This window comes from Microbacterium proteolyticum (assembly GCF_029639405.1).
Taxonomy (GTDB): domain Bacteria; phylum Actinomycetota; class Actinomycetes; order Actinomycetales; family Microbacteriaceae; genus Microbacterium.
Window position 1 is genome coordinate 1713348 of the sequence record NZ_CP121274.1, and the last position, 25787, is coordinate 1739134.

The 25787-nt window shown below is 71.1% G+C and carries 16 protein-coding genes; 15 read left to right on the forward strand and 1 reads right to left on the reverse strand.

The window, feature by feature from the left end; genetic code table 11:
- Positions 1-11 precede the first annotated feature (11 nt).
- Both rpoC and P8R59_RS08745 read left to right on the forward strand, forming a co-directional pair.
- Positions 12-3887: a DNA-directed RNA polymerase subunit beta' gene (rpoC, locus tag P8R59_RS08740; protein ID WP_278103623.1), complete on the forward strand. Its 3876-nt coding sequence runs from the start codon at positions 12-14 to the stop codon at positions 3885-3887.
- Positions 3888-4061: 174 nt separating this feature from the next.
- A complete protein-coding gene (locus P8R59_RS08745) occupies positions 4062-4661 on the forward strand; it encodes a hypothetical protein (RefSeq protein ID WP_278103624.1) in 600 nt (199 codons plus the stop codon).
- A 181-nt stretch (positions 4662-4842) separates the two neighbouring features.
- Here P8R59_RS08745 and P8R59_RS08750 read toward each other — a convergent pair whose 3' ends face one another.
- Entirely contained in the window at positions 4843-5439 is a 597-nt protein-coding gene (locus P8R59_RS08750; RefSeq protein ID WP_278103625.1) for a hypothetical protein, read from the reverse strand.
- 127 nt (positions 5440-5566) lie between these two features.
- Here P8R59_RS08750 and P8R59_RS08755 point away from each other — a divergent pair, with 127 nt between their 5' ends.
- The 13 genes from P8R59_RS08755 to fusA all read left to right on the forward strand — a co-directional run bounded on the left by P8R59_RS08755 (position 5567) and on the right by fusA (position 25689).
- Positions 5567-6610 carry an ABC transporter gene (locus tag P8R59_RS08755; protein WP_278103626.1) on the forward strand — a complete coding sequence of 348 codons (1044 nt, stop codon included), beginning with the start codon at positions 5567-5569 and terminating at the stop codon, positions 6608-6610.
- A gap of 11 nt (positions 6611-6621) precedes the next feature.
- Positions 6622-7107, forward strand: coding sequence for a hypothetical protein (locus tag P8R59_RS08760; RefSeq protein WP_278103627.1), 486 nt, complete (start codon positions 6622-6624; stop codon positions 7105-7107).
- Between the two features lie 53 nt (positions 7108-7160).
- On the forward strand, positions 7161-7823 hold the full coding sequence (locus P8R59_RS08765; protein WP_077050676.1) for a spermidine/putrescine ABC transporter substrate-binding protein: 663 nt from the start codon (positions 7161-7163) through the stop codon (positions 7821-7823).
- 100 nt (positions 7824-7923) lie between these two features.
- Positions 7924-9060, forward strand: coding sequence for a serine/threonine-protein kinase (locus P8R59_RS08770; protein WP_278103628.1), 1137 nt, complete (start codon positions 7924-7926; stop codon positions 9058-9060).
- Positions 9057-15026 (forward strand): Ig-like domain-containing protein, encoded by a 5970-nt coding sequence (locus tag P8R59_RS08775; RefSeq protein WP_278103629.1) that lies wholly within the window; start codon positions 9057-9059, stop codon positions 15024-15026. Before P8R59_RS08770 ends, P8R59_RS08775 begins: the two co-directional genes overlap by 4 nt.
- A gap of 35 nt (positions 15027-15061) precedes the next feature.
- On the forward strand, positions 15062-16027 hold the full coding sequence (locus tag P8R59_RS08780; protein ID WP_077050673.1) for an AAA family ATPase: 966 nt from the start codon (positions 15062-15064) through the stop codon (positions 16025-16027).
- A 44-nt stretch (positions 16028-16071) separates the two neighbouring features.
- Complete coding sequence (locus P8R59_RS08785; RefSeq protein ID WP_278103630.1) at positions 16072-17448, forward strand: DUF58 domain-containing protein; 1377 nt, start codon at positions 16072-16074, stop codon at positions 17446-17448.
- Positions 17445-19940 carry a transglutaminase domain-containing protein gene (locus P8R59_RS08790; RefSeq protein WP_278103631.1) on the forward strand — a complete coding sequence of 832 codons (2496 nt, stop codon included), beginning with the start codon at positions 17445-17447 and terminating at the stop codon, positions 19938-19940. Before P8R59_RS08785 ends, P8R59_RS08790 begins: the two co-directional genes overlap by 4 nt.
- Entirely contained in the window at positions 19937-21511 is a 1575-nt protein-coding gene (locus P8R59_RS08795; RefSeq protein WP_278103633.1) for a DUF5684 domain-containing protein, read from the forward strand. The genes P8R59_RS08790 and P8R59_RS08795 overlap by 4 nt, the downstream gene beginning before the upstream one ends.
- The gene (locus P8R59_RS08800; RefSeq protein WP_278103634.1) at positions 21508-22347 is read left to right on the forward strand and encodes a hypothetical protein; all 840 of its coding nucleotides are present in this window, start codon (positions 21508-21510) and stop codon (positions 22345-22347) included. The genes P8R59_RS08795 and P8R59_RS08800 overlap by 4 nt, the downstream gene beginning before the upstream one ends.
- A gap of 295 nt (positions 22348-22642) precedes the next feature.
- Complete coding sequence (gene rpsL, locus P8R59_RS08805) at positions 22643-23011, forward strand: 30S ribosomal protein S12 (protein ID WP_013584051.1); 369 nt, start codon at positions 22643-22645, stop codon at positions 23009-23011.
- Positions 23012-23016: 5 nt separating this feature from the next.
- The gene (gene rpsG / locus P8R59_RS08810; RefSeq protein ID WP_022878284.1) at positions 23017-23487 is read left to right on the forward strand and encodes a 30S ribosomal protein S7; all 471 of its coding nucleotides are present in this window, start codon (positions 23017-23019) and stop codon (positions 23485-23487) included.
- Between the two features lie 87 nt (positions 23488-23574).
- The gene (gene fusA / locus P8R59_RS08815) at positions 23575-25689 is read left to right on the forward strand and encodes an elongation factor G (protein WP_077050669.1); all 2115 of its coding nucleotides are present in this window, start codon (positions 23575-23577) and stop codon (positions 25687-25689) included.
- Positions 25690-25787: the final 98 nt, after the last annotated feature.

Below are 25787 nucleotides of genomic sequence, written 5' to 3' on the forward strand. Positions count from 1 at the left end.
CAGGAGAACCAGTGCTCGAATCAACCACTTTCGATCAGCTTCGTATCGGCCTGGCCACCGCCGACGACATCCGTCGTTGGTCTTTCGGTGAGGTCAAGAAGCCCGAAACCATCAACTACCGCACCCTGAAGCCCGAGAAGGACGGTCTGTTCGGCGAGCAGATCTTCGGACCCTCGCGCGACTGGGAGTGCGCGTGCGGCAAGTACAAGCGCGTCCGCTTCAAGGGCATCGTCTGCGAGCGCTGCGGCGTCGAGGTCACCAAGTCCTCGGTCCGTCGCGAGCGCATGGGCCACATCGAGCTCGCCGCGCCCGTCACCCACATCTGGTACTTCAAGGGCGTGCCCTCGCGCCTCGGGTACCTGCTGGACATGGCTCCGAAGGACCTCGAGAAGGTCATCTACTTCGCCGCCTACATGGTCATCTCGGTCGACGAGGATGCTCGTCACCGCGACCTGGCGACGCAGGAGAACAACATCCGTCTCGAGCTGAAGACGCTCGGCGACCGTCGCGACTCGCGCATCGCCGCTCGCCTTGCGAAGCTGGAGGAGGAGCTCGCGGCCCTCGAGGCCGAGGGTGCCAAGGCGGACCAGAAGAAGAAGGTCAAGGACGCCGCCGAGAAGGACATGACCTCGATCCGCAAGAACGCGGACGAGCAGATCGCCAAGCTCGAGCGCGTGTGGGAGGACTTCCGCACGCTCGAGGTCGGCGCCCTGAAGCCCGAGGATGACGTCTTCCACGAGCTCCAGGACCGGTTCGGTCAGTACTTCGAGGCCCACATGGGTGCGGAGTCGATCAAGCGTCGCCTGGAGACCTTCGACCTGGCCGCCGAGTCGGAGAGCCTGCACCTGCAGATCTCCGAGGGCAAGGGCCAGCGCAAGATCCGCGCGATCAAGCGTCTGAAGGTCGTCAACTCGTTCCTGCAGACCGGCATGTCGCCGGCCTCGATGGTGCTCGACGTCGTTCCGGTGATCCCGCCGGAGCTGCGCCCGATGGTCCAGCTCGACGGTGGCCGTTTCGCCACCTCCGACCTGAACGACCTCTACCGTCGCGTGATCAACCGCAACAACCGCCTCCGTCGCCTGATCGACCTCGGTGCCCCCGAGATCATCGTCAACAACGAGAAGCGCATGCTGCAGGAGGCCGTCGACGCGCTGTTCGACAACGGCCGCCGCGGTCGCCCCGTCACGGGTACCGGCAACCGCGCCCTGAAGTCCCTGAGCGACATGCTCAAGGGAAAGCAGGGTCGTTTCCGCCAGAACCTGCTCGGCAAGCGCGTGGACTACTCGGGTCGTTCGGTCATCATCGTCGGACCCCAGCTGAAGCTCCACCAGTGCGGTCTGCCCAAGCAGATGGCGCTCGAGCTCTTCAAGCCGTTCGTGATCAAGCGCCTGATCGACCTCGGTCACTCGCAGAACATCAAGGCCGCCAAGCGCGCCGTCGAGCGCTACCGTCCCGAGGTCTGGGACGTGCTGGAAGAGATCATCCGCGAGCGTCCCGTGCTGCTGAACCGTGCACCCACCCTGCACCGTCTCGGCATCCAGGCGTTCGAGCCCCAGCTCGTCGAGGGCAAGGCGATCCAGCTGCACCCGCTCGTCTGCGCGGCGTTCAACGCCGACTTCGACGGTGACCAGATGGCCGTCCACCTGCCGCTGTCCGTCGAGGCCCAGGCCGAGGCGCGCGTGCTCATGCTCGCGTCGAACAACATCCTGAAGCCGTCCGACGGCCGTCCGGTGACCCTGCCCTCGCAGGACATGATCATCGGCCTCCACCACCTCACCACCCTCAAGGAGGGTGCCGTGGGCGAGGGCCGTGCGTTCGGTTCGGTGGGCGAGGCGATCCTGGCCAAGGACGAGGGCACCCTCGACCTGCAGGCCAAGGCGCGCATCCGCATCCCCGGCCTCACGTTCCTCGAGGGCCAGGCGCCCGAGGGCTACGAGAAGCACGGTCTCGTGGATGCCTCGCTCGGTCAGGCGATCTTCAACGACACGCTCCCCAAGGGCTACCCGTTCGTCCGCGAGCAGGCCGACAAGGGCAAGCTGTCGCAGATCGTGAACAAGCTGGCCGAGGAGTACCCCAAGGTCGAGGTCGCGGCATCGCTCGACCGGATCAAGGACGCCGGTTTCTACTGGGCCACGCGTTCGGGTGTGACGGTCGCGCTGAGCGACATCCTCACGCCCCCGAACAAGGGCGAGATCGTCGCGGGCTACGAGAAGCAGGCCGCGAAGGTCCAGGCGCAGTACGAGAAGGGTCTCACCACCGACGCCGAGCGTCGCCAGGAGCTCATCAAGATCTGGACCGAGGCCACGGATGCCGTCCAGAAGGCGATGCGCGACAACTTCCCGGCCGACAACACCATCAACCGCATGGTCTCGTCGGGCGCCCGTGGTAACTGGCTGCAGATCCGCAACATCGCGGGTATGCGTGGTCTGGTGAACAACCCGAAGGGTGAGATCATCCCGCGTCCGATCATCTCCTCGTACCGCGAGGGTCTGTCGGTCGCCGAGTACTTCATCGCGACGCACGGTGCCCGTAAGGGTCTGGCCGACACGGCTCTCCGTACGGCCGACTCGGGTTACCTCACGCGTCGTCTGGTGGACGTCTCGCAGGACGTCATCATCCGCGAGGAGGACTGCGGTACGTCGAAGGGCCTCGAGCTCCCGATCGCCGCGGTCGACTCGACCGGCGCTCTCATCAAGGACGCCAACGTCGAGAACTCGGTCTTCGCTCGTACCCTGGCCGCGGCCGTCGTCGATGCCCAGGGCACGGTGCTGGCCGAGGCCGGCGACGACGTGGGCGACGTGCTCATCAACAAGCTGGTCGAGGGCGGTGTCGAGTCGATCAAGGTCCGCTCGGTCCTCACGTGCGAGTCGGCCGTTGGTGTCTGCGCGAAGTGCTACGGCCGTTCGCTCGCCACCGGAAAGATCGTCGACATCGGCGAGGCCGTCGGCATCATCGCGGCCCAGTCGATCGGTGAGCCCGGTACCCAGCTGACGATGCGTACCTTCCACACCGGTGGTTCCGCGTCGGCCGACGACATCACGCAGGGTCTGCCCCGCGTGCAGGAGCTGTTCGAGGCCCGTACCCCCAAGGGTGCGTCGCCGATCGCCGAGGCCGACGGCCGCATCACGATCGACGAGACCGACAAGGCCAAGAAGGTCATCCTCACGCCCGATAACGGCGACGAGCCCGTGGTCTACCCGGTCCTGAAGCGTGCGACCCTCCTCGTAGAGGACGGCCAGCACGTCAAGGTCGGCGAGCCCCTCCAGGTCGGAACGCTCGACCCCAAGGAGGTCATGCGCGTGCAGGGTGCCCGCGAGGTGCAGAAGTACCTCGTGAACGGCGTCCAGGGCGTGTACCGCTCGCAGGGTGTGCCGATCCACGACAAGCACATCGAGGTCATCGTGCGCCAGATGCTGCGCAAGGTCACCGTCGTCGACCACGGCGACACCGACCTGCTGCCCGGCGAGCTGGTGGACTTCAAGCGCTACCAGACCATCAACCGCGAGACGGTCGGCGAGGGCAAGCGTCCCGCGTCGGGTCGTCCCGAGCTGATGGGTATCACGAAGGCGTCGCTCGCGACCGAGTCGTGGCTGTCGGCGGCATCGTTCCAGGAGACCACCCGCGTCCTGACGCAGGCGGCCATGGAGGGCAAGAGCGACCCGCTCGTCGGCCTCAAGGAGAACGTCATCATCGGAAAGCTCATCCCCGCCGGAACCGGTCTTGCGAAGTACCGCAACGTCACGGTCGAGGCGACGGAGGAGGCCAAGAGCGAGCGGTACCCCAACCGCATCTTCGCCTCGGACGGCGCCTACAGCGACGCCGACCTGAGCTACGTCGATTTCGACAGCTTCTCGACGGACGACTTCACGCCCGGTACGTATAACTGAGTGAGACGGATGCCACGCCTCGGCGCGGCATCCTGATCCCCGAAGGCCCCCGGCTCACGCCGGGGGCCTTCGTCGTGCCCGGCGCGTTTCCGACGGATGACGTGTCTGGGCGCGCGGCGTGTCGCCGCGCCGACGCGCCGGGGTCGGTCGCCTACCGTGGACGGGGAGGAACGGATGGCTCGAGTCGCGGGACGCAGCGTCTGGATCGCATGGCCGGTCGGCGTGCTGTGCGCGGCCGTGGTCGCGGTCCTCGCGGTCCTCGCTGCGCCGGGGGTACCCGGAGCGGTGACCTTCGTCGGCGATACGCTGCGGGCCGGCTCGACGACGGCGCCGTGGACGGACGCCCCGCGCGTCCCCGGGCCGGCCACCACCTGCCGTGACCTGTACACGCAGCCGATGTGGTCGGAGTTGGTGTGGTCGCCCGAGGCGCTGCTGACGCAGCGGCACTCCGCAGCCTCGTCGACACCCGAGGCGGTCGCGGCGGCCGCCGGCACGCCCGTCATCACCTGCCACTGGCGCGGCGAGTCGGGACGGTGGCTGGAGACGAGCGTCGCCACGGTCTCGTCGGAGGGGGCTGCCGCCGTGGTGGCGACGCTGACCGGTCAGGGCTTCGCGTGCACGACCGCGGGGGACACCGAGCATTGCGAGCGCACGGCCGGAGACGTCGTGGAGGTGCACGACGTCCGCGGCGACCGGTGGGTGTCGTCGACCTTCGACGGATGGATGCCGGACGGGTACGTCGCGATCGTGGCATCCCGCGCCTTCGGCGAGTAGTCCGCGCCCGTGCCCGACACGCATAAACGCGATCCGCTCGTACAAACGCGGGGAGCACGCGTTTATGTGTGCGAATCGCGTTTATGCCTGTGGCGACGCCCGGCTCCGCGGCCGTACCGCGCACCTGGCGCGCGCGCACCCGCTCCGCGCCGGAGCGCGCCCGGCCGGGCGCGCCGACGGGTCAGCCGTAGATCGCGGCGATGATGCTCGCCGTGTAGCCCGTGGGGGCGAGGTTGGAGTACTGGGTGTCGATGAGGACGTCGTCGCGCCAGAACAGCGTGCGACCGTCGTTGACGGCGTACGTGGTGTTGATCCAGGTCTTCTCGCAGCGGGTGCCGTCGTCGGGCGTGTAGCAGCTGAACCCCTGGGTGTTGACGAGGTCGTTGAGCATGTCGAGGGCGGGGCCGCGGTCGATGCGCGTGATCTTGGTCACCAGGCCCGTGGTGTCGGCGGCGGGATCGCGCCAGATGCAGATGAGGGATCCGTCGGCCTGGACCCCCGAGGGGCCGAGTGCCGGATCGTTCAAGGGGATCGACCCGAGTTGCGACAGCACGTCGGGCGTGAGGATCGCGCGGCAGTCGGTGGGGATCGCCGCCGGGGCGACGGTGGGGGTGATCGTGGGGATCGGTGTGCCACCCGGGGTGCCGGACGCACTCGGGGAGGCGGCGGTGGGCGCGGGCTCCGCGGTGCCCTGCTCGGGAGCGCACGCGCTCAGCGCGAGCGCGGCGGTCAGCGCGAGCACCGCGGCGAGGGCCGCAGCGGGGGGTCGACCGGTCATGTCGCCCACCCTAGGCGGACCCGCCGACACGGTCGAGACCGACACACGACGGCACGCCTCCGCCGCGCAGACCGTGGCGCGGGTTAGCCTGGCGCCGCACCATATCTGCGCGCGTGAGGAGACCCCGATGAGCGACCCCCAGTCGTACGGCGACCCCGTCGACGAGCCCAAGGAAGAGGCGCACGACGTCGTCGGCCGTGCCCACGAGGGGCTCGCCGACGCCGAGGCCGCCCGCCGCGACGCGGTCGACCCGGAGGAAGCGGCCGCGGCCTGGAACGAGCGCGAGGGCGGTCACGACTCGGCGGCCCCCGCCGCCACGACCACCGTGCACGACGCCTCGCCCGTCGAGCCGCGCAGCCAGACCCCCGTCTCGGCTCCCGCCGCGCACCGTTCCGTCGATCTCGAGGACGAGGACGCCCGGTGGGCGGCCTACGCCGCGTCGGCTGAGCCGGAAGCCGGCGCTTCGCACACCGCCACCGCCGAGCCCGTGTGCGAAGAGCACCGTGCCGACGCCGCCCCCGCCGCGGGTGCCGCGGCCGCGGGTGCCGCGGCGGCGACCGCCGTCGCTCCCGCCTACGCGGACGAGACGCGGCCCGTCGGTGCCGCGCAGCCGATCTTCGTCCAGGCCCCCGAGGCTCCGCGTCCCCGGGGCAACCGCGGTGCGGCCGGTGCGATCGGTCTCCTCGCGACCCTCGTCTTCGCCGTCCTGTACCTCGCCGCGACCCTGGGCCTCGGGCTGCTGCTCGGCACGATCCAGACGTCCGACCTGGCGGACGCCGCGCTGGCGGCCCTCACCACGTGGAGCCTGTGGGTGCCCACGGTGGCCTTCTTCGTGGGCTTCTGGTTCCTCGGCGCGATCATCAACCGCGGCGGATGGGGCCACTGGGTGGTGTGGGGCCTCCTGGTCGGCGTCATCAGCTGGGGCGGCTACCTCCTGGGAGCCCTCTTCGCCGCGCCGTTCTGGATGCTCACGAACCGCCAGGGCGTCGACCTCCTGCAGGAGAGCGTCCTCGCGCCGCTCGCCATCGTCGCGTTCGTCCTCGGCCGCGAGCTCACCATCTGGTTCGGGGCGTGGGTCGCCCGCCGCGGACGCCGCGTGACGGAACTGAACGACGAGGCGCAGCGCGAGTACGAGCGCACCCTCGAAGCCGGGCCCCTGCTGGCCCGCTGAGACCGGATGCCATGACAGACGCGCCGCGACCGGCGGGGGTGACCCCGCCGGTCGCCGTCGTTTTCGCGACGGCCGTCTTCCTCGCGCTGGCCATCGCCGGTCTGGGCGTGGCGAGCCTTGCCCTCGACGCCGATGTGATCCCGGTGCGCGGGCTCGGGCCGCTGCCCGGCGTAGCGGGCATGCTCCTGGCCCTGTCGGTGTTCGCCGGCGTGCTGCTGTGGGGCCTGCGAGCCGTCCCACCCGGTTATCTGACGGCGGTGCCGTGCGCGCTCGGCGCGTACGTGGGGGAGACCGTGGGGATCGCCATCGGCGCTGCGGTCACCGGGGGTGATGCGGCGCGCGGGCTCGCCGCCGCGGGGGCGGTGGCCCTCGGGTGGCCGGGTGCGGTCGTCGCGGTCTCGGCCCTCGTCGCCGGTGCGTTCGGAGTCCTGCTCGTCCGCAGCGGCGGGGAACGCCCGCACTGGCGCTGGGAGCGCGAAGACGACGAAGATCGCTGATCCGGGGGCCGTGGCATCCGCCGCTCGGGGGTCTGTCGCACTAGCGTAGGAGCGTGGAGCGGTCGCTCGAGACCCAGGTCGGCCAGGCGGTGGACGCCTGGCTCGCGTGGCTGCCCCGGTGGGAGCCGGCGAATCATCGCGGGCGAGTCGCCCCGTGCCGTCGGTGCTTCGGTTCGCCGGTGCTGTCGGCGGCCGGCCTCGGGTCCGATGTGCCGCACGGCGTGCAGCACGGCCTCTCGACGCGTGTGAAGTCGATCGTCGACCACGCCGTCGCCGAGTACACGTCGCGGAACCTCCCGATGCTGCAGACCGAGCTCGACCAGCAGGCGGCGCGCAACCGCCGTCGCTCGTACCGTCCCGCCGAGGGCCTCGAGCCCGAGTTCGAGGGGATGCCGCTGGACCCGGAGCCCGAGCCCGGTGCGCCGTTCCTCTTCACGCTGACGGGTCTGGCCGCGGAAGAGGACGCCGCGATCCCCGCGCTCCCGCCGCTGTCGGATGCCGCGAAGGCGGCGCTGCGGCAGGAGGTCGGCCTCGCCGACGACTACGCCAACATGATCGGGCGGGAGGTGTGCGCGGTGCTGCTGCACCATCGGCTGCGCATCCAGGCGGCCGTGGCGGAGTACGTCGAGCCGCAGGTCGCGGCGATGCTCGACGATCTCTCGCGCTCGCTCGACGCCCCGTTCGATCCTCGCGACCCCGGTCCCCTGGCATCCTGAGCCCTCTCCACAAGCCCCCGACCGGATCAGGGGGCTTTGTTAGAGTTGCCGGGTTGTCCGCGCGAGGTGTGGCGGACGCGAGTTCCGGGGAGGGGGCACAATGCCGCAGCGCCTGCCCTCGTCACCCCCGATCCTGCCGGGGCTCGCCTACATCCGTCCCCTCGGTTCCGGTGGTTTCGCCGACGTCTTCCTCTACGGGCAGGACATGCCCCGTCGCGACGTCGCGGTGAAGGTGCTGCCGAGCGACGTCCGCGACCCCGACCTCCTGCGCATGTTCAACGCCGAGGCCGACGTCCTCGCCCACCTCTCGGCGCACCCTTCGATCGTCACGGTCTACCAGGCCGGGATCTCGGCCGACGGGCGGCCCTACATCGTCATGGAGTACTGCCCCGGCTCGCTCGCGCAGAGGTACCGGGTGGAACGGATGCCGGTGGCCGAGGTGCTCTCGATCGGGGTCCGCATGGCGGGCGCCCTCGAGTCGGCGCACCACGCCGGCCTCGTCCATCGCGACGTGAAGCCCAGCAACATCCTCGTGACGACGTTCGGGGCGCCGGTGCTGGCCGACTTCGGCATCTCGTCGTCGCTGGTGCGGCAGGGGGCCGACGAGATGCTCGCGATGAGCGTCCCGTGGAGCGCACCCGAGGTCATCGCCGAGCAGACCGCCGGCACGGTGTCGAGCGAGGTCTGGAGTCTGGGCGCGACCGTGTACTCGCTGCTGGCCGGCCACAGCCCGTTCGAGCGACGCGAGCGCGGGCAGAACTCCCGCGAGCAGTTGCGCCGCCGCATCGCCCGCGCGTCCTACACCGAGATCGCCCGCACCGATGTCCCGCCCGCGCTGCAGGCGGTCCTGGCACGGGCGATGTCGCGCAGCCCCGCGGACCGCTTCGCCAGCGCCCGCGAGGTGGGGGAGGCTCTGCAGAAGGTGCAGTCCGAGCTCGGGCTCCCCGCCTCGCCCCTCGAGGTGCCGGCGGCCGAATGGGCGCCCGCGGCGCGCGCGGTCGACTTCGCCGACGGTGCGCTGCGCGGCCCCGCACGCTCCCGGGTCGAGCGTGAGAGCGTCCGCAAGCTCCGCGATCCGTCCGGGGTCGCAGGCCTCGCCCGTGACGAGGACACCGACATCTCCGCGCCCACGCGTTCGGCCCACCGCGTCCTGCCATGGGTGCTCGCCGCGGCCACCCTGGTCGCCTCCGCCGCGGTCGTCGTCGTGGCACTGCTGGCCACCGGGGTCCTCCGATGAAGCGTCGGACCATCGCGGGGCTCACCTCGACCCTCGTCGCGGCGGCGCTCGTCGTCACCGCCAGCATCGTCTGGCCCGGTCTCGACGCGCAGGAGACGCCCGAGGTCGACACCGCGGTCTGGGCCCTCCAGACCGGCGAGGGGCAGCGCTACGCCCGGGTGAACACCACGGTCGGCGAACTCGACACCGTGCGCACCGCCGGCAACCCCAGCCAGGTCGCGCAGGGTCCGGAGGGCGCCTACCTCTTCACCGACGGCTACAGCAAGATCGCCCGCATCGACGAGGCTCAGCCGGTCGACCTGCAGGAGGAACAGCTCGATTCCGCTCCCGACACCCCGCCGGGGACGACCTCGGTCGTGACGGCGGGCGACTTCGTCGTCTACCGCACCGACAGTGGCGCCCTGTACGCGAGCCGACTCAGCCGGGCCGGACAGTCGGTCACCGAGCTCGACCCGTTCGGGACCGCGGGCGACGAGGACGCGCGCACGTACACCGCGGATGCCGTGACCGTCGATGCCCGCGGCATGCTGTTCGCCTACTCGTCCGTGGACGGTTCGGTGATCCGGTACGACATCGAGGCCGACGAGCTGAAGGGGCGCGACGCCCTCGAGGTCGATGTCGCCTCCCCGGTGATCACCGCCGCGGGGGATCAGTGGGTGCTGGTCGACGCCGACGCGGGCCGCGTGTGGGTGCGCGGCCACGACCCGGTCGACCTCGACACCACCGAGCAGCTCATCGTGGGCGACCCCGATCCGCGCGGCAGCTCCGTCTACCTCGCCGACGACCAGTCGCTGTGGAGCATCCCCGTCGACGGTGGCGAAACGCGGCGCGAGGTCGGCGCGGGCGGCAACGTGCTCGGGCAGCCGGCCAAGCCCGTGCAGCACGACGGAGTGGCGTACGCCGCGTGGCTCCTGCCCGGCGACGCCCGCGGAACCCTGTGGCGATCGGATGCCGGCGAGACCGACCTCTCCTACGGCGGGGCGACCATGCCCGATCAGCGCAGGCCCGTGTTCGTCGCGACCGACCACGCCGTGATCCTCAACGAGACCCGCACCGGGTGGGTGTGGACCGTTCCGGACGGCACGCTCCTCGCGTCGAGCCAGAGCTGGACGCTCGACGACCGCACCGAAGAGGCCGCGGTCCAGAGCGAGGAGCAGCTGAGCGTCGTGCTCGACCCGAAGCCCCCGATCGCCGAGCCCGACAGCTTCGGCGTGCGCGCCGGGCGGCTGATCACCCTGCCGGTGCTGCTGAACGACCACGATCCCAACGAGGACGTCCTGAGCATCGTGGCCGAGAGCGTGACGGGCCTCGACCCCGGGTTCGGCGGTCTCTCCGTCACCGACGACGGTCAGCGGCTCGCGGTCCGGGTCGCCCCGGATGCCACCGGCTCGGCGACGTTCTCGTACGCGGTGACCGACGGCACCACCGCCGACGGTCTCACCTCCGCGTCGACGACGGTGACCCTGGCGGTGGCCCCCGACGATTCCAATGCCGCCCCGGTCTGGTGCGGTGTCGAGAAGTGCCTCCAGGCCTGGCCCACGCCCGAGGTCGCGCGCGGCGGCACCATCACCGTCCCCGTCCTCCCCGGCTGGGTCGATCCGGACGGCGACCCGCTGCTGCTGCTGTCGGTCGACAACCCGAGCGGCATCGGGAGCGTGGCATCCACTCCGGCCGGCGAGGTCGTCTACCAGCACTCCGACGACGGGTCCGGGGGAGAGCAGACCGTCCAGCTCGACGTGACCGTGGCCGACACCCGCGGCGCGACGACGACGAAGCCGCTGCTCATCCGCGTGGCACCCGACCCGGCGCTCGCGGTGCAGTCCTTCGCGGTCGTCGACACGGCCGGCTCGGCCCTCACGGTCGACGTCGGCCCCCACGTGACCGGCACGGCGGGCGACGTGACCATCGGTTCGGTCCGCGTCCTCGACGACGCGCAGGCCACCGCGACCGTCGTCGGCGGCACGACGACGTTCGACTTCTCGGCGTCGCAGCCGGGCGTCTACCGCGTCGACTTCACCGTCACCGGGGCCGGACGCGACGCCACCGGCACCGCGCGGATCACGCTGCTGCCCGGTGACGCCCCCGCCCAGCTGTCGACCGCCCCCGTCGTCGCCTTCGTCCGGCCGCAGGAGGACGCCACGCTCGACGTGTTCGCCGCGGTGTCCAACCCGACCGGACGCGTGCTCCTGCTGAGCGACGTCGTCGCGTCCGCGGAGGACGGCGCGTCCCTCACGGTCGACACGGTCGGCCAGAACGACCTCCGGGTCTCGGGATCCACCGCCGAAGGCGGCCCGGGTCTGCTCGGGACCGTCGCCTACACCGTCAGCGACGGCACCGACGACGAGGGTTCGCGCGTCGGCGGCGAGGCCACGGTCTACCTGCTCCCTCCCGCTCCCGAGATCGCCCCGATCGCCGTCGACGACACCGTCACCGTGCGCGCCGGTACCCAGGCCGACATCCCGGTGCTCGACAACGACGTGTCCCCGGCCGGCGGGCGTCCCACCCTCGACCCGGCATCCGTCCAGGCCACTCCGTCCGTGGACGGGCTCGCGTTCGCCTCCGGCGGTGTGCTGCGCTACCTCGCGCCGACGACGCCGGGATCCTACGAGGTGACCTACCGCGTCTACACGACGGGAACGCCGTCGCTGTGGGACGAGGCGACCGTGCGCATCACCGTCCTCGGTCCCGAGGCCAACCGCGCCCCCGTTCCCGACACGCTGCAGGGTCGGGTCCTCAGCGGCGGCACGACGACCGTGCCGTTCCGCAGCTTCGGCGCCGACCCCGACGGCGACGCGGTGGTGCTCGACCGCATCGTGACGCAGCCCGATCGGGGGACCGCCTCGATCTCCGCCGACGGCTCCTCCATCGTGTACTCCTCCGTCGCCGGCGACCGGGGGCAGGTCTCGTTCCGCTACCGCGTGTCCGACCCCTCCGGCGCGACGGGCGAGGGAACGGTCCGCATCGGAGTCCTGGATGCCGAGGCCAACCCGAGTCCCATCACGTTCACCGACTACGTCCAGGTGCAGGCCGGCGCGGACAGCCGCATCCGCGTGAGCCCGCTCGCGAACGACATCGACCCCACGCAGGGTCGCCTGAAGCTGACGGGCGTGCGACCGGATCTGCCGAAGACCTTCGTGGACGGAAGCGACAATCCCGAGTACACGCGGCTGGACGCGATGGTCGAGAACGTCTCCGAGACGGGGGTCGTGATCCGCGCCGGCGAGGCCTCCGCGACGATGTCGTTCCTCTACGACGTGGAGTCGGATTCGGGGAACACCGGGCGCGGCCTGGTCGTGGTCAAGGTCGTGCGCGAGAGCGTGCCCGACTATCCCGTGGTGTCCGACACCGTCCTCACGCTCGAGGACCGCGACCAGTTCGTCTCGGGCGTCGACGTGATCGACGGCCGCGCGACCTGGTCGGGGGGCGATGTGGGCGACCTGCGCGTGTCGCTCTGGGGCGAGCCGACCGGTGTCCGCGTCGACGGCCGACGGGTCTCGGGAGAGCTTCCCGCCACGCGGCGCGTCATCCCGTTCGCCGTGACCGGTACCGTCGGCGGCCAGGAGGTCACGACGTACGCCTTCGTGCGGGTCCCCGGCGACGACGACCTCACTCTGGCACTGCGGCCCGGGTCCGCGCAGCGCGTCGACGAGCTGGCATCCGTGGAGTTCGACATGGCGGCTCTCGTCGCCGTCCCGCGGAGGGCGACCCTGGAAGTCGGTCCCGCCGTCACGACGACCGGCGTGCGCCCCGACGGACGCTGCAGCGTCACCGGCACCGTCGTCCGCTACGACGCGGGGAGCGGTTCGCCGTGGACCGACGCGTGCCAGGTGCCGGTGCGCGTCGCGGGCACGGAGGAGTGGACGGTGCTGTCCGTGCCGATCGGCGTCGTGGCGCGCGAGCCCCAGCCGGAGCTGCGTCCCGGCTCGCTCACGGTGGGACCGGGCGAGACGGCGACGTTCGACCTGCGCAACATGACCGGCTGGCAGCTGGGTCGCGAGGACTGGGCCGGCATCCGGTACGCGCTCGAATACTCGGGGTCCGCGTTCTCGTCCGTGACGCTGGACGGCTCGATCGTGACCGTCACCGGCGCCGACCGCGCCGTCCCGGGCAGCGAGAACGCCGCGATCGTGTCGGTGACGAGCCACAAGGCGGTCGCGCCCGCACGTCTTCTGCTGCGCGTCGGCGCCGCCCCGTCGACCCTTCCGCAGGGCGGGACGACGACGCTGCAGTGTTCGCAGGCATCCGGCTCGAGCTGCACCATCGACGCGGTGGGGCTGCCGGGCGAGGTGAATCCGCTGCCGCGCACCCCGCTCGAGGTCGTGAGCGTGCGTCCCACGAGCGCGTGCGCCGGGGTCGGATTCGACGTCGCTTCGTCGGCGAGCGTGCGGGCCTCGTGGACGGCCGACGCGCCGGGAGCCACGTGCGCGGCCACGGTCACGCTCAAGGACGCCCAGGGGCGCTCGACCGCCGGGACGCGCGACGCCCGCGTGGTGCTGGATCTCCAGGGCTTCCCCCGCGCGCCTGCGAGCGTCCGCCAGACGGCTTACGCGGACGGATCGCTCACCTTGCGGATCGACCCCGGAGAGGCCCGACGGGCGTATCCCGCGCTGACCGGGTTCCGCGTGCGCTTCGGTGGGCAGGTCGTCGCGGAGTGCGGACCCGACGGTTCGTGCCCTTCGATCAGCGCACCCAACGGGGAACAGCGCGAGTACGTCGTCACCGCGGTGAACGCGGTGGGCGAGTCGAGCGGTTCGGTGCGCACGAACGGGTGGGCGTACGATCCGCCCGCGCAGCCCCGATCCGGGGAGTTCACCCCCGTCGTCACGCGCGGTGGCGAGGGCAACGTCGCCGACCTCGTCATCCGCGGCGTCGAGTCCGCCGAGACCGGGCAGCTCGAGATCCGCAGCGCGGCCGGTGAGACGCGCACCGTCAGCGTGGGGCGCAACCAGGACGATGTGCGGGTCGACGGGTTCCAGGTCGGCAGCAACTCGAGCACGCAGATCACGGTCACCCCGACGTCGCGTTTCCAGGTCCCGGCGGGACTCGGCGGTTCGGCGCAGGGCGGGGCGCTCACGTTCTCGGCGCACGGTGTGGGCGCGCCGCTCGAGCCCAACATGACGATCACCTCGCGCTCGACCGGCGACGGGGTCTCCACCGTGACGGTCGAGGGAACCGCGCGGCAGAACGGTACCGACTCGAAGCTCCGGTACGGCATCGTCGAGGGCGGCTTCTGCCGCGTCGGCGACGACGGTCCGCGGCGCGACTTCCCCGGCAAGCTCGACGGTGTCGCGTACACCTTCACCTTCTGCGTCGAGTCCAGCTACGACGGCACCTCGTACGGGTCGCAGAGCGTGACGCAGGAGTACCGCGTGGCCCAGGACACCGCGGCACCGCGCGGATACACGTTCGAGGTGGGGGCACGGCCCGTCTACGCGGAGAACGGATCCGTCGCGCGGTGGCGCATCTCCGGCATCGTCGAGGGCAGCAAGCCTCCGCGGCTCAACGACGTGAAGTACAGGAACTTCTCCGACGGAACCTCGAGCGTGTTCGGATCCGACCCGAACATCGGCGTCTACTTCCGGCACCAGCTCTGGGGCACGGAGTCCGAGACCGGTCGGGTCGCGCCCGCGTCGGGGAGTGCGCCGTACCAGGTGCAGGCGAGTACCCGGGTGGCATCCTGTGTCGCCGGCGAACGCCTCCAGGTGTCATCGGACTCGAGCAACGACCAGGCCGCGGTGAGCCTCGACCGCGCGGCCGCCCGTTACACCGACAAGAACGGCAAGGTCCTCACCCCGCCCGAGGGGTCGGACCTGGTCCCCAAGGGCGCGACGACGGTCACCAACGTCCTGGTCACCGTCGACTGGTCCGCCCGCGGCTGGGGCCTCGACAAAGCGGTCCTCGAGACGAGCGGCACGTGCCAGCCGGGTACCGCCTCGGACGATCCGTCCGCCCCCACCACCCCCTGACCCTCCCGATCCCCCCGACAGAGAGACGCACCGCCATGACGATCACCCAGGAACAGGCGACCTGGTACGCCCAGACCTTCGCGCAGATCGCCGACAACGTCGAGCGCGCCGTGCTCGGTAAGCGGCACGTCGTCGAGCTCGTGCTGACGGCCATGCTCAGTGACGGGCACGTGCTCCTCGAGGATGTCCCGGGAACGGGCAAGACCTCGCTCGCGCGCGCGATCGCGCAGTCGGTGCAGGGGACGAACACCCGCATCCAGTTCACCCCCGACCTGCTGCCGGGCGACATCACCGGCATCACGGTGTACGACCAGAAGACCGGCACCTTCGAGTTCCACGCCGGCCCGATCTTCGCCAACATCGTCCTGGCCGACGAGATCAACCGCGCGAGCCCGAAGACGCAGTCCGCCCTGCTCGAGGTCATGGAGGAGGCGCGGGTCACCATCGACGGCGTCTCGCGCGAGGTCGGCGTGCCGTTCCTCGTCCTGGCGACGCAGAACCCGGTCGAGCAGGCGGGAACGTACCGGCTGCCCGAGGCGCAGCTCGACCGGTTCCTGCTGCGCACCTCGCTCGGATACCCCGACCACGCCGCCACCGTCCGCATCCTGGACGGCGCTCCGGTCGCCACCGCGGATCTGCGTCCGATCATCACGCCGCAGGCGCTCGTCGGCATGGCCGACCTCGCCGCGAGCGTCTACGTCGACGCGTTGGTCCTCGACTACATCGCCCGGATCGTGGATGCCACCCGCTCGGCCGACGAGGTCCGGCTCGGGGTCAGCATCCGCGGCGCGCTCGCTCTGACGCGGGCGACGCGGGCGCGCGCCGCGGCGCAGGGGCGCACCTACGCGACCCCCGACGACGTCAAGGCGCTGGCCGTCGCAGTGCTCTCGCACCGTCTGATCCTGCACCCGGAGGCGGAGTTCGACGGTGTCACTCAGGAGGCCGTCGTCGGGCAGGTGCTCCTGGACACCGTGCCTCCCACGCAGCGCGAGAGCGCCTGAGCCGTGCACGCCCGCCCGATCCTCCGCCACAGGGGGGTGACGTCGTGCCCGACGTGAGCCTCACCGAGTCGCGGCTGACGCGCACCTCCGCCGGCACGGTCGGGACCGGTTCGCGCACCTCGATCACGTCCACGTCGACCCGTCGCACCCGTCGGCTGGTGCGCGCCGCCGTGCGCGCCGCCGAGGTGTGGCAGACGATGGTGGATGCCGGAGAGGCGGCGGCGCGGTGGGCGGGTCGCACGGTCCGACCGGCGGGCGCGGTCGTGGCGGTCGCGGCCACGGCGGGGCTGGTCCTCGGCCTCATCTTCGGCTGGGTGGAGTGGATGGTGGCCGGATCGGTCGCGCTGCTGCTGCTGATGATGAGCGTCCCGTTCCTCTTCGGGGCACGCGCGTACGACGTCGATCTGTCGCTCACCCACGAGCGGGTCGTCGCCGGGCACGGGGTCACGGGTGAGATCGGCGTGCGCAATTCCAGCGGTCGCCCCGCGCTCCCGGGGCGCCTGGACATCCCCGTCGGCCGGGGTCTGGTGGAGTTCGCCGTCCCGCTGCTGCGGCCGGGCCACGGTGTCACCGAGCCCCTGGAGATCCCGCCCCTGCCCCGCGGGGTCGTGCGCATCGGACCCGTGACGACGGTCCGCAGCGACCCGGTCGGTCTGCTGCGCCGTGAGCACGCGTTCGACGACATCCACGACCTGTACGTCCACCCGCGCACGGTGGGACTCCCGTCCACGAGTGCCGGTCTGATCCGCGACCTCGAGGGCAGCGCCACCCGGCGGCTGGTGGACGCCGACATGTCCTTCCACGCGATCCGCGAGTACGTCCCGGGGGATTCCCGACGGCAGGTGCACTGGAAGTCGACCGCAAAGACCGGGCGGCTGATGGTGCGGCAGTACGAGGAGTCGCGACGGTCGCGGATGGCCGTGGTGCTGGCCGCGGCGACCCAGGAGTACGCGGATGCCGACGAGTACGAGCTCGCGGTGTCGGCCGCCGCGTCGCTGGGGCTCCGTGCCGTCCGCGACGCGCGCGACATCGACGTGGTGACCGGGACCGAGATCCCGCGGGTCGTCAAGGGCCGGCTCCGCGCGATCCGGCACGTCCCGACGGCGACGCCGCGCGCCATGCTGGACGGCTTCAGTGCGATCGCCCATCACGAGAACACGATGCCGGTCGAGGACGTCTGCCGCCTGGCATCCGAGGCGAACGAGAGGCTGTCGATCGCGTTCGTGGTCGTCGGCTCCGCCGTGTCGATCGGGCGGCTGCGTCAGGCTGCGCTGGCCTTCCCCTCCGACACCGCCGTCGCGGCGGTCGTGTGCGACGAACGGGCCCACCCGCGCATGCGGAGCGTCGCGGGCCTCACGGTCCTGACGATCGGCACGCTCGACGATCTCGCGGGCCTCCTCGTGCGGGGGGCGACCTCGTGAGCGGTTCCGCGCGTCGGACGGATCCGGCCCGACGTGCCCGCGTCGTCGCGGCGGGGGCGTTCACCGGCGTGTCCGTTCTCCTGGCCACCGTCGCGGCGTGGCCGGTGTACGCGTCGCCGACATTCCTCGTCCTCGTGGCCGTCGCGGTGCCCGTTTCGGCGGGGCTCGTCGGGGTGAGTGCGTGGCGCCGCTGGGGCGGCTGGGCCACCGCCGCCCTCCTCGCCGGCGCGTTCGCGGTGCTGGCCGTGCCGCTCGCCGTGCCGTCGCGTCTAGGCGGTCCGGTGGAGATCCTGCGCGGTCTTGGCGAGGCGTTCGCCGGCGTGGTGCTCGCGTGGAAAGACCTGGTGACGGTCGAGCTCCCCGTCGGCGATTACCGCAATCTCCTCGTGCCGGCGCTCCTGGTGTTCCTGGTCGGGACGGCGGCGACCCTCGGGCTCGCCCTCCGCTCCGATCGACTCGCCCCGTTCGCCGTCGTGAGCGGGCTCGCGATGAGCGGGTTCGGACTCTTCTTCGGTCGCACCTCGACGAGCGCGCCACTGACGGTCGGCCCGCTGTGGCTCGCGGCCCCCGTCGAGACCGGTATCGGGGTCGCGGCCGTCCTCTCGGCGGTGCTGTGGCTCGCGTGGCGCACGCGCGACGAACGCACGCGCGCGCTCCGTCGGGCGAGCGAGAGCGGCGCTGTCGCCCAGCCGCGGCGGCGCTCGCGCACCGATCGGCGCCGTGCGGCGCTGGGGGCGGCGATGGTCGTGGTGGCCGTCGTCGCCGCCGTGGCGGTCGTGCCGTGGGCCGCGCAGGATGCCGATCGCCGCGTGCTGCGATCCGCCGCGGGTCCCGAGCGTCAGATCGCCGAGGCGGTGAGCCCGCTCTCCGAGTACCGGGCGATGTTCTCCGACGCCCGCGACGAGGACGTGCTGTTCCGTGTCGACAGCACCGGCACCGCGCCCGAGCGCATCCGTGTGGCGACCCTGGACGTGTACGACGGTGAGGTCTACCGTTCCTCCGGCTCGAGGCAGGGAGCGTTCGTCCGGGTGCCCTCGAGCCTGCCGGCCGGCTCCGGCCGCGCGGTGGAGGCCGACATCCGGATCGGCGACCTGGGCGGGATCTGGATGCCGACGGCCGCCGGACTCGTGTCGGCGACGTTCGAGGGCGACCGCCGGAACGTCCTCGCCGACCGCTTCTACTACAGCGCGGATGCCCAGGCCGGCGTCGAGATCGCGGACGGCGGACTGATCCCCGGCGACGCGTACACGATCTCCGCGGTGGAGCCGACCGATGTCGACCCGGCGACCTTCACGGCATCCGGTGTCGACGGTGGCGTGGCGGGCGGGGAGAACCTTCGTCGGTGGGTCGACGAGCACGCTACCGGGAGCTCTGGTGCGGATCTGGTCGCGCTGATCCGTCTCCTGCGCGATCGCGGCTACCTGAGCCACGGACTCGCCCCGGCCGCCGGTGCGCCGGCACCGAAGTGGACGACGGACCTCGTCGGCTACCAGCTGCAGCCGAGCGCGTCGGGCCACTCGTTGGCGCGCATCGAGACGATGTTCCAGCGGTTGCTCGAACGCGAGGACGACCCGCGCGCGCAGTCGACCGGCAACTACGTCGCCGCCGTCGGCGACGACGAGCAGTTCGCCGTCGCCGCCGCGCTCGTCGCCGAGGAGCTCGGTTTCCCCGCGCGCGTCGTCGTCGGCACGCGCCTCACCTCGAGCGACGCCGGTGTGGCGACGTGCGAGGCGGGCGAATGCCGCGCGCGGGATCTGAGCGCGTGGACCGAGGTGCGCGACGTCGATGGGCGGTGGGCCGCGATCGATGCGACCCCGCAGTGGGAGCTCTCGCCCAGCCTCGAAGTGACGCAGCAGCGCGACCCCGAGAACGTCACCGAGGTGCGCCCGGACACCGTCGACGAGGTCGTTCCGCCCGACCCGGTGCAGGAGGACAACGCGCTCACCGACGACGACAGGAACGACGACGGGCTCGATCTCGCGTGGCTCTGGCCGATCCTGCGGATCAGCGGTATCGCGCTGCTGGTCGCGCTGATCGTGTTCGGTCCGTTCCTCGCCGTCGTGGTGGCCAAGGCCGTCCGTCGTCGCGGTCGTCGCCGTGACCCGGATCCGCGCGTCTCGATCGCCGGCGGGTGGGACGAGTACGTGGATGCCGGGGTGGATGCCGGCCGCGACCCGCGGCCCTCCTCGACCCGGCGCGAGGTGGCGGAGTCCTTCGACACCCCGTCGGGGAGGCGACTCGCCGAGGATGCGGACCGGGCCGTCTTCTCGTCTCGTACCGTGACGGCCGACGAGGCGGCGGAGTTCTGGCGCATCGTGGAGGACGAGCGCCGCGTGCTGACGCGTCAGCGCGGCTGGTGGCGCCGCGTCCGCGCGGCCGTATCGTTGAGATCGTTCCTGCGGTTCTTCGCCCCGAGCCCCATGCGCCGACGGCCGCCGCACCGCGACGAGAGGGGGAAGCGCCCGCCCGCCGGGCGGCGCGAGACGACATGAACGATTCCACGGGTGTACTCCTGGGAGCGCTGACGCTGCTCCTCTTCGTGATCGTGTACGTCTGGTACGCGCTGGCGCTCGCCGCCGTGTTCGCGAAGACGGGGGAGTCGACCTGGAAGGCATGGGTCCCGTTCGTCAACCTCGGGACGATCCTGAAGATCGGCGGGTTCTCGCCGTGGCTCATCCTGCTGATTTTCATCCCCTTGTTCGGCGCCCTGGCCTTCGCCGTCGTCTTCATCGTCGCGGTGCACCGCGTCAACCGCGGGTTCGATCGTGGCGCAGGCATGACCGTCCTCGGGGCGCTTCTGGGCGTCGTGTGGGCGAGCATCCTGGGATTCGGCGCCGCGCGCTGGGTGGGGGAGACCCCGGGCGTCCGCCGCTCCGGCGGCATCGACGAGAACTCCGCGCCGGTGCGACGCGGCCAGGACTTCGCGGGTCCTTACGTCCCCCTCATCGGTGGGTGGACGCCCGAGCTCCCGGCGACACCGCACGACGCCGGGCGCGAGGACGCACCGGCTCCGCCGCCGGTGTCGGAGCCGATCGCCCTGCCCTTCTCGGCGGTGTCCCCGTCGCTCGCGGATGCGCCACCGCCGCCCACGGACTGGGCACCGCCCACGCTTCCGGGCGCGCCGGTGTCCGCGCCGCCCCCCTCCGATGCGCGGGTCGACGAGTCGGATCGCTCGCAGACTTCGCCGCCCGAGGACGCCCGCACCTCCGTGTCCGAGGCGCTCGCGGCCCTGCGGGCACCGGCCGACCCGCCCGCGGGCGCCCGCGAGGAACCCCCCGCCTCGTCGCCCGTTGCCGAAGCGGATGCCCCGTGGAGCGCGGCCCCCCTCACCCCGGCCGTTCCGTCGCGCGCCCGCCCCGCCGCGTCGGCCGGAGCCGTCGCCCCTTCCGAGCGCGAGCCCGATGTCCCCGTGGGCGCACCGGACGACGCTGAGCAGTGGCGCGCGCCGTCGCCCCCCTCTGCCGAGAAGGATGCGGCGATCGACGAACCGCTCACGCGTCCGGCGCCGGGCGGCACCCCCGTGCCCGCGCCCGCGGACGAGGGGCCGGACGAGGATTTCCCCGAGCTCTCGGAGGCGGTGTCCGCCGTCGCCGATGCCCCGCACGCGGGTGCGCCGCGATCGGCGCGCACGTCGGTGTCGGCGCTCTACACGCAGCCGGAGTTCCCCGCCGAGCCCGATGACGCCGACTTCGATGCCCTCGACCGCACGGTGGTCACCCGGCGCCGTCGGATCCCGTGGGCTCTCGTGCCGCCGAACGGCGTGCCCGTCGACCTGACGTCCGACGTGGTGATCCTCGGACGCCGGCCGACTCCGGATGCCGCGCACCCCGACGCCCAGCTCGTGCCGATCGCCGACGAGACCCGCACCGTCTCGAAGACCCACGCCCGACTGCAGCTGCGCGGCGAGACCTGGTTCGTCACCGACCTGGACTCCACGAACGGCGTGCTGTTCGCGACGCTCATGGGCACCGAGGTGGAGGCCCCTCCCGGTGAGGAGATCGAGGCGGGCGAGCGGTTCTTCCTCGGTGACGCGGAGGTGCGACTGACGAGGAGGGAACCGTGAGCGGCCCCTACGACGTCCCCGACGATCCGGACGAGGTCACCCTGTGGGCGGGCCGCCTGCGCGCCTGGCCGACTCGCCCCTCCGCCCCGGTCGACGCGGACGAGATCGACGAGGACACCGCACTTTCCGCTCGGCTCGCCTCGGGGGAGGACACCGTCCGCGTGGCTCGTGACGCGCCGGCGGAGGACACGGTCCGTGTCGTTCGTGATGCTCCGGCGGAGGACACGGTCCGTGTCGTGCGTGACGCGCCGGTGGACGACACCGTCCGCGTGACGCGTGATGCGCCGGCGGAGGACACGGTCCAGGTGCGGCAGGTCCGTCCGGCGCCCGAGCCGGAGTCCGTCCCGTCGGACGTCCCCGCCGACGAGACGGTCCGCGTGGCGCGCGAACGGCGTGCTCCCGATCCTTCGGACGAGCCGGCCGTCGACGAGACCACCGCTCCCGGTCGGCGGCGTGCCACCGGGCCCGCGCAGCCCACTCCCGCGAGCACCGCGGACGAGGCATCCACGGTCGACGAGGACACCGCGACGGGCACGCGCCGCAGCAGATCGCGTGACCGTGCCGAGACTCCCGAGATCCCGTCGGGGGACCCCGCTCCTGTGCCCCGCGCGGCGCGTGTCCCCGTCGGCGATCACGATCTGTACCGCCCCCGTGCGGACGAGGCGATCCGCGTGACCCGCGCCGTCCCGCCCGCACGCCCGACCGACGCGCCGGATGCCGCCGAGGTACGGCCGCGCACGCGCCGGCGCGCTCGGATCCGCGGTCTGGTGCTCGCGGTGACGGTCGCGGCGGTCGTCGTCGCCGCAGCGATCATCCTGTTCCTGCTGATGGGCTGAGCGTCGGACCGCACACGTTTGCCCGCACCCTTCCGGGCGCGTATCATTGAGCGGGTGTGCGTTCACGCGCGCCGTGCGTCATGCCTCCGGGTCTGCGGCACGGAACAACGCTCGCACCATCTCAGGGAAGGGCCTGCGAACAGGTCACCCCCACGGCATATCCACCACAATCGCGTCCGATCATTCTGGCGCGCGGTGGATCACACGTGAGCCCGACACGTCACGAATCGCAAGATCCGCACCGAGTCGGGGGAGACACGACGCTGTCACCGTGCAGCACAAACAAGGAGAGAACGTGCCAACCATTCAGCAGTTGGTTCGCAAGGGCCGCTCGCCGAAGGTCTCGAAGACCAAGGCTCCCGCGCTGAAGTCGAACCCCCAGCAGGCCGGCGTGTGCACCCGCGTGTACACGACGACCCCCAAGAAGCCGAACTCGGCGATGCGCAAGGTCGCCCGCGTGAAGCTGCGCAACGGCACCGAGGTCACGGCCTACATCCCCGGTGAGGGCCACAACCTGCAGGAGCACTCGCTCGTGCTCGTCCGTGGTGGTCGTGTGAAGGACCTCCCCGGTGTCCGTTACAAGATCGTCCGCGGTGCGCTCGACACCCAGGCTGTCAAGAACCGTAAGCAGGCTCGCAGCCGCTACGGCGCGAAGAAGGGCTGAGAACCATGCCTCGTAAGGGTCCCGCCCCGAAGCGTCCCGTCGTCAACGACCCGGTGTACGGCGCTCCCGTCGTCACCCAGCTCGTCAACAAGATCCTCGTCGACGGCAAGAAGTCGCTGGCCGAGTCGATCGTCTACGACGCCCTCCGTGGCGTCGAGGCGAAGAACAGCCAGGATGCCGTCGCCACCCTCAAGAAGGCGCTCGACAACGTGCGCCCCACCCTCGAGGTCAAGAGCCGCCGCGTCGGTGGCTCGACCTACCAGGTTCCGGTCGAAGTCAAGCCGCACCGCGCGAACACCCTCGCGCTGCGCTGGCTCGTGAGCTACGCGAAGGGTCGTCGTGAGAAGACGATGACCGAGCGTCTGCAGAACGAGATCCTCGACGCCTCGAACGGCCTCGGTGCCGCGGTCAAGCGCCGCGAGGACACCCACAAGATGGCCGAGTCGAACCGCGCCTTCGCGCACTACCGCTGGTAACACCCGCGGAGGGTCCGCGACCGAACCCCGGTCGCGGACCCTCCGATGGGCCCGGCATCAACCTCCCAACAGGTAAGGAAGACACCCGTGGCACAAGACGTGCTCACCGACCTCCACAAGGTCCGCAACATCGGCATCATGGCGCACATCGATGCCGGCAAGACGACGACGACCGAGCGCATCCTGTTCTACACGGGCGTCAACCACAAGATCGGTGAGACGCACGACGGTGCCGCCACCACCGACTGGATGGAGCAGGAGCAGGAGCGTGGCATCACGATCACCTCCGCCGCCGTCACCTGCTTCTGGGACAAGAACCAGATCAACATCATCGACACCCCCGGGCACGTCGACTTCACGGTCGAGGTCGAGCGTTCGCTGCGCGTGCTCGACGGTGCCGTCGCCGTCTTCGACGGCAAGGAGGGCGTCGAGCCCCAGTCCGAGACGGTGTGGCGCCAGGCCGACAAGTACGACGTCCCCCGTATCTGCTTCGTCAACAAGATGGACAAGCTGGGCGCCGACTTCTACTTCACGGTCGACACGATCGTCAACCGCCTGAAGGCCAAGCCGCTCGTCATCCAGCTCCCCATCGGTGCCGAGAACGACTTCGTCGGCGTCATCGACCTCGTCGAGATGCGTGCCCTGGTGTGGCCCGGCGACGCCAAGGGTGACGTGACCATGGGTGCGAAGTACGAGATCCAGGAGATCCCGGCCGACCTCGCCGACAAGGCCGCCGAGTACCGTCACAAGCTGCTCGAGACCGTCGCCGAGTCCGACGACGTGCTCCTCGAGAAGTACTTCGGTGGCGAGGAGCTCACGGTCGCCGAGATCAAGGGCGCGATCCGCAAGCTGACGATCGCTTCCGAGCTCTACCCCGTGCTCTGCGGTTCGGCGTTCAAGAACCGCGGTGTCCAGCCGATGCTCGACGCGGTCGTCGACTACCTCCCCTCGCCCCTGGACGTGCCGGCCATCGAGGCCCACGACCCCAAGGACGAAGAGGTCGTCATCGAGCGCCACGCCGACCGCGAGGAGCCGTTCGCGGCCCTGGCGTTCAAGATCGTGACGCACCCGTTCTTCGGCCGTCTGACCTACATCCGCGTCTACTCGGGTCACCTCGACTCGGGTGCGCAGGTCGTCAACGCCACCAAGGGCAAGAAGGAGCGCATCGGGAAGATCTTCCAGATGCACGCCAACAAGGAGATGCCCGTCGACTCCGTGACCGCCGGTCACATCTACGCCGTCATCGGTCTGAAGGACACCACGACCGGTGACACCCTGAGCGACCCGTCGAACCAGGTCGTCCTCGAGTCGATGACGTTCCCGGAGCCGGTCATCGAGGTCGCGATCGAGCCCAAGACCAAGGCCGACCAGGAGAAGCTGGGTGTCGCCATCCAGAAGCTCGCCGAGGAAGACCCGACGTTCCGCGTCGAGCAGAACTCGGAGACCGGTCAGACGGTCATCAAGGGCATGGGCGAGCTGCACCTCGACATCCTCGTGGACCGCATGAAGCGCGAGTTCAAGGTCGAGGCCAACGTCGGAAAGCCCCAGGTGGCGTACCGCGAGACCATCCGCAAGGCGGTCGACCGTCACGACTACACCCACAAGAAGCAGACCGGTGGTTCGGGTCAGTTCGCGAAGATCCAGTTCGCGCTGGAGCCGCTCGAGGTCACGGCCGACAAGACCTACGAGTTCGAGAACAAGGTCACCGGTGGTCGTATCCCGCGCGAGTACATCGCGCCGACCGACCAGGGCTTCCAGGACGCCATGAACGTCGGCGTGCTCGCCGGCTACCCCATGGTGGGCGTCAAGGCGATCCTGCTCGACGGTGCCTCGCACGACGTCGACTCGTCGGAAATGGCGTTCAAGATCGCCGGCTCCATGGGCTTCAAGGAGGCGGTCCGCAAGGCGAACCCCACCATCCTCGAGCCGATCATGGCCGTCGAGGTGCGTACCCCCGAGGAGTACATGGGCGACGTCATCGGCGACCTGAACTCGCGTCGTGGCCAGATCCAGTCCATGGAGGACGCCGCCGGCGTCAAGGTCGTGCGGGCCAACGTCCCGCTGTCGGAGATGTTCGGCTACATCGGTGACCTGCGCTCGAAGACCTCGGGTCGCGCCGTCTACTCGATGGAGTTCGACAGCTACGCCGACGTGCCGAAGGCCGTCGCCGACGAGATCGTCCAGAAGAACAAGGGCGAGTAACACCGCCCTCGTGGATGCCGGGGGTCCGCGCCCCGGCCGGGTTCCCGGCATCCGCTCAAACTCAATACCGACTCTCTAGTAACCTGAGAACCATCCCC

What these genes read in the sequence shown, in the direction of transcription:
- P8R59_RS08760 (WP_278103627.1), top strand. Translation starts at nt 6,622, where the DNA reads ATGACAGACGCGCCGCGACCGGCGGGGGTGACCCCGCCGGTCGCCGTC.
- P8R59_RS08780 (WP_077050673.1), top strand. Translation starts at nt 15,062, where the DNA reads ATGACGATCACCCAGGAACAGGCGACCTGGTACGCCCAGACCTTCGCG.
- P8R59_RS08775 (WP_278103629.1), top strand. Translation starts at nt 9,057, where the DNA reads ATGAAGCGTCGGACCATCGCGGGGCTCACCTCGACCCTCGTCGCGGCG.
- P8R59_RS08750 (WP_278103625.1), bottom strand. Translation starts at nt 5,439, where the DNA reads ATGACCGGTCGACCCCCCGCTGCGGCCCTCGCCGCGGTGCTCGCGCTG.
- P8R59_RS08745 (WP_278103624.1), top strand. Translation starts at nt 4,062, where the DNA reads ATGGCTCGAGTCGCGGGACGCAGCGTCTGGATCGCATGGCCGGTCGGC.
- P8R59_RS08770 (WP_278103628.1), top strand. Translation starts at nt 7,924, where the DNA reads ATGCCGCAGCGCCTGCCCTCGTCACCCCCGATCCTGCCGGGGCTCGCC.
- P8R59_RS08795 (WP_278103633.1), top strand. Translation starts at nt 19,937, where the DNA reads ATGAACGATTCCACGGGTGTACTCCTGGGAGCGCTGACGCTGCTCCTC.
- P8R59_RS08755 (WP_278103626.1), top strand. Translation starts at nt 5,567, where the DNA reads ATGAGCGACCCCCAGTCGTACGGCGACCCCGTCGACGAGCCCAAGGAA.
- rpsG (WP_022878284.1), top strand. Translation starts at nt 23,017, where the DNA reads ATGCCTCGTAAGGGTCCCGCCCCGAAGCGTCCCGTCGTCAACGACCCG.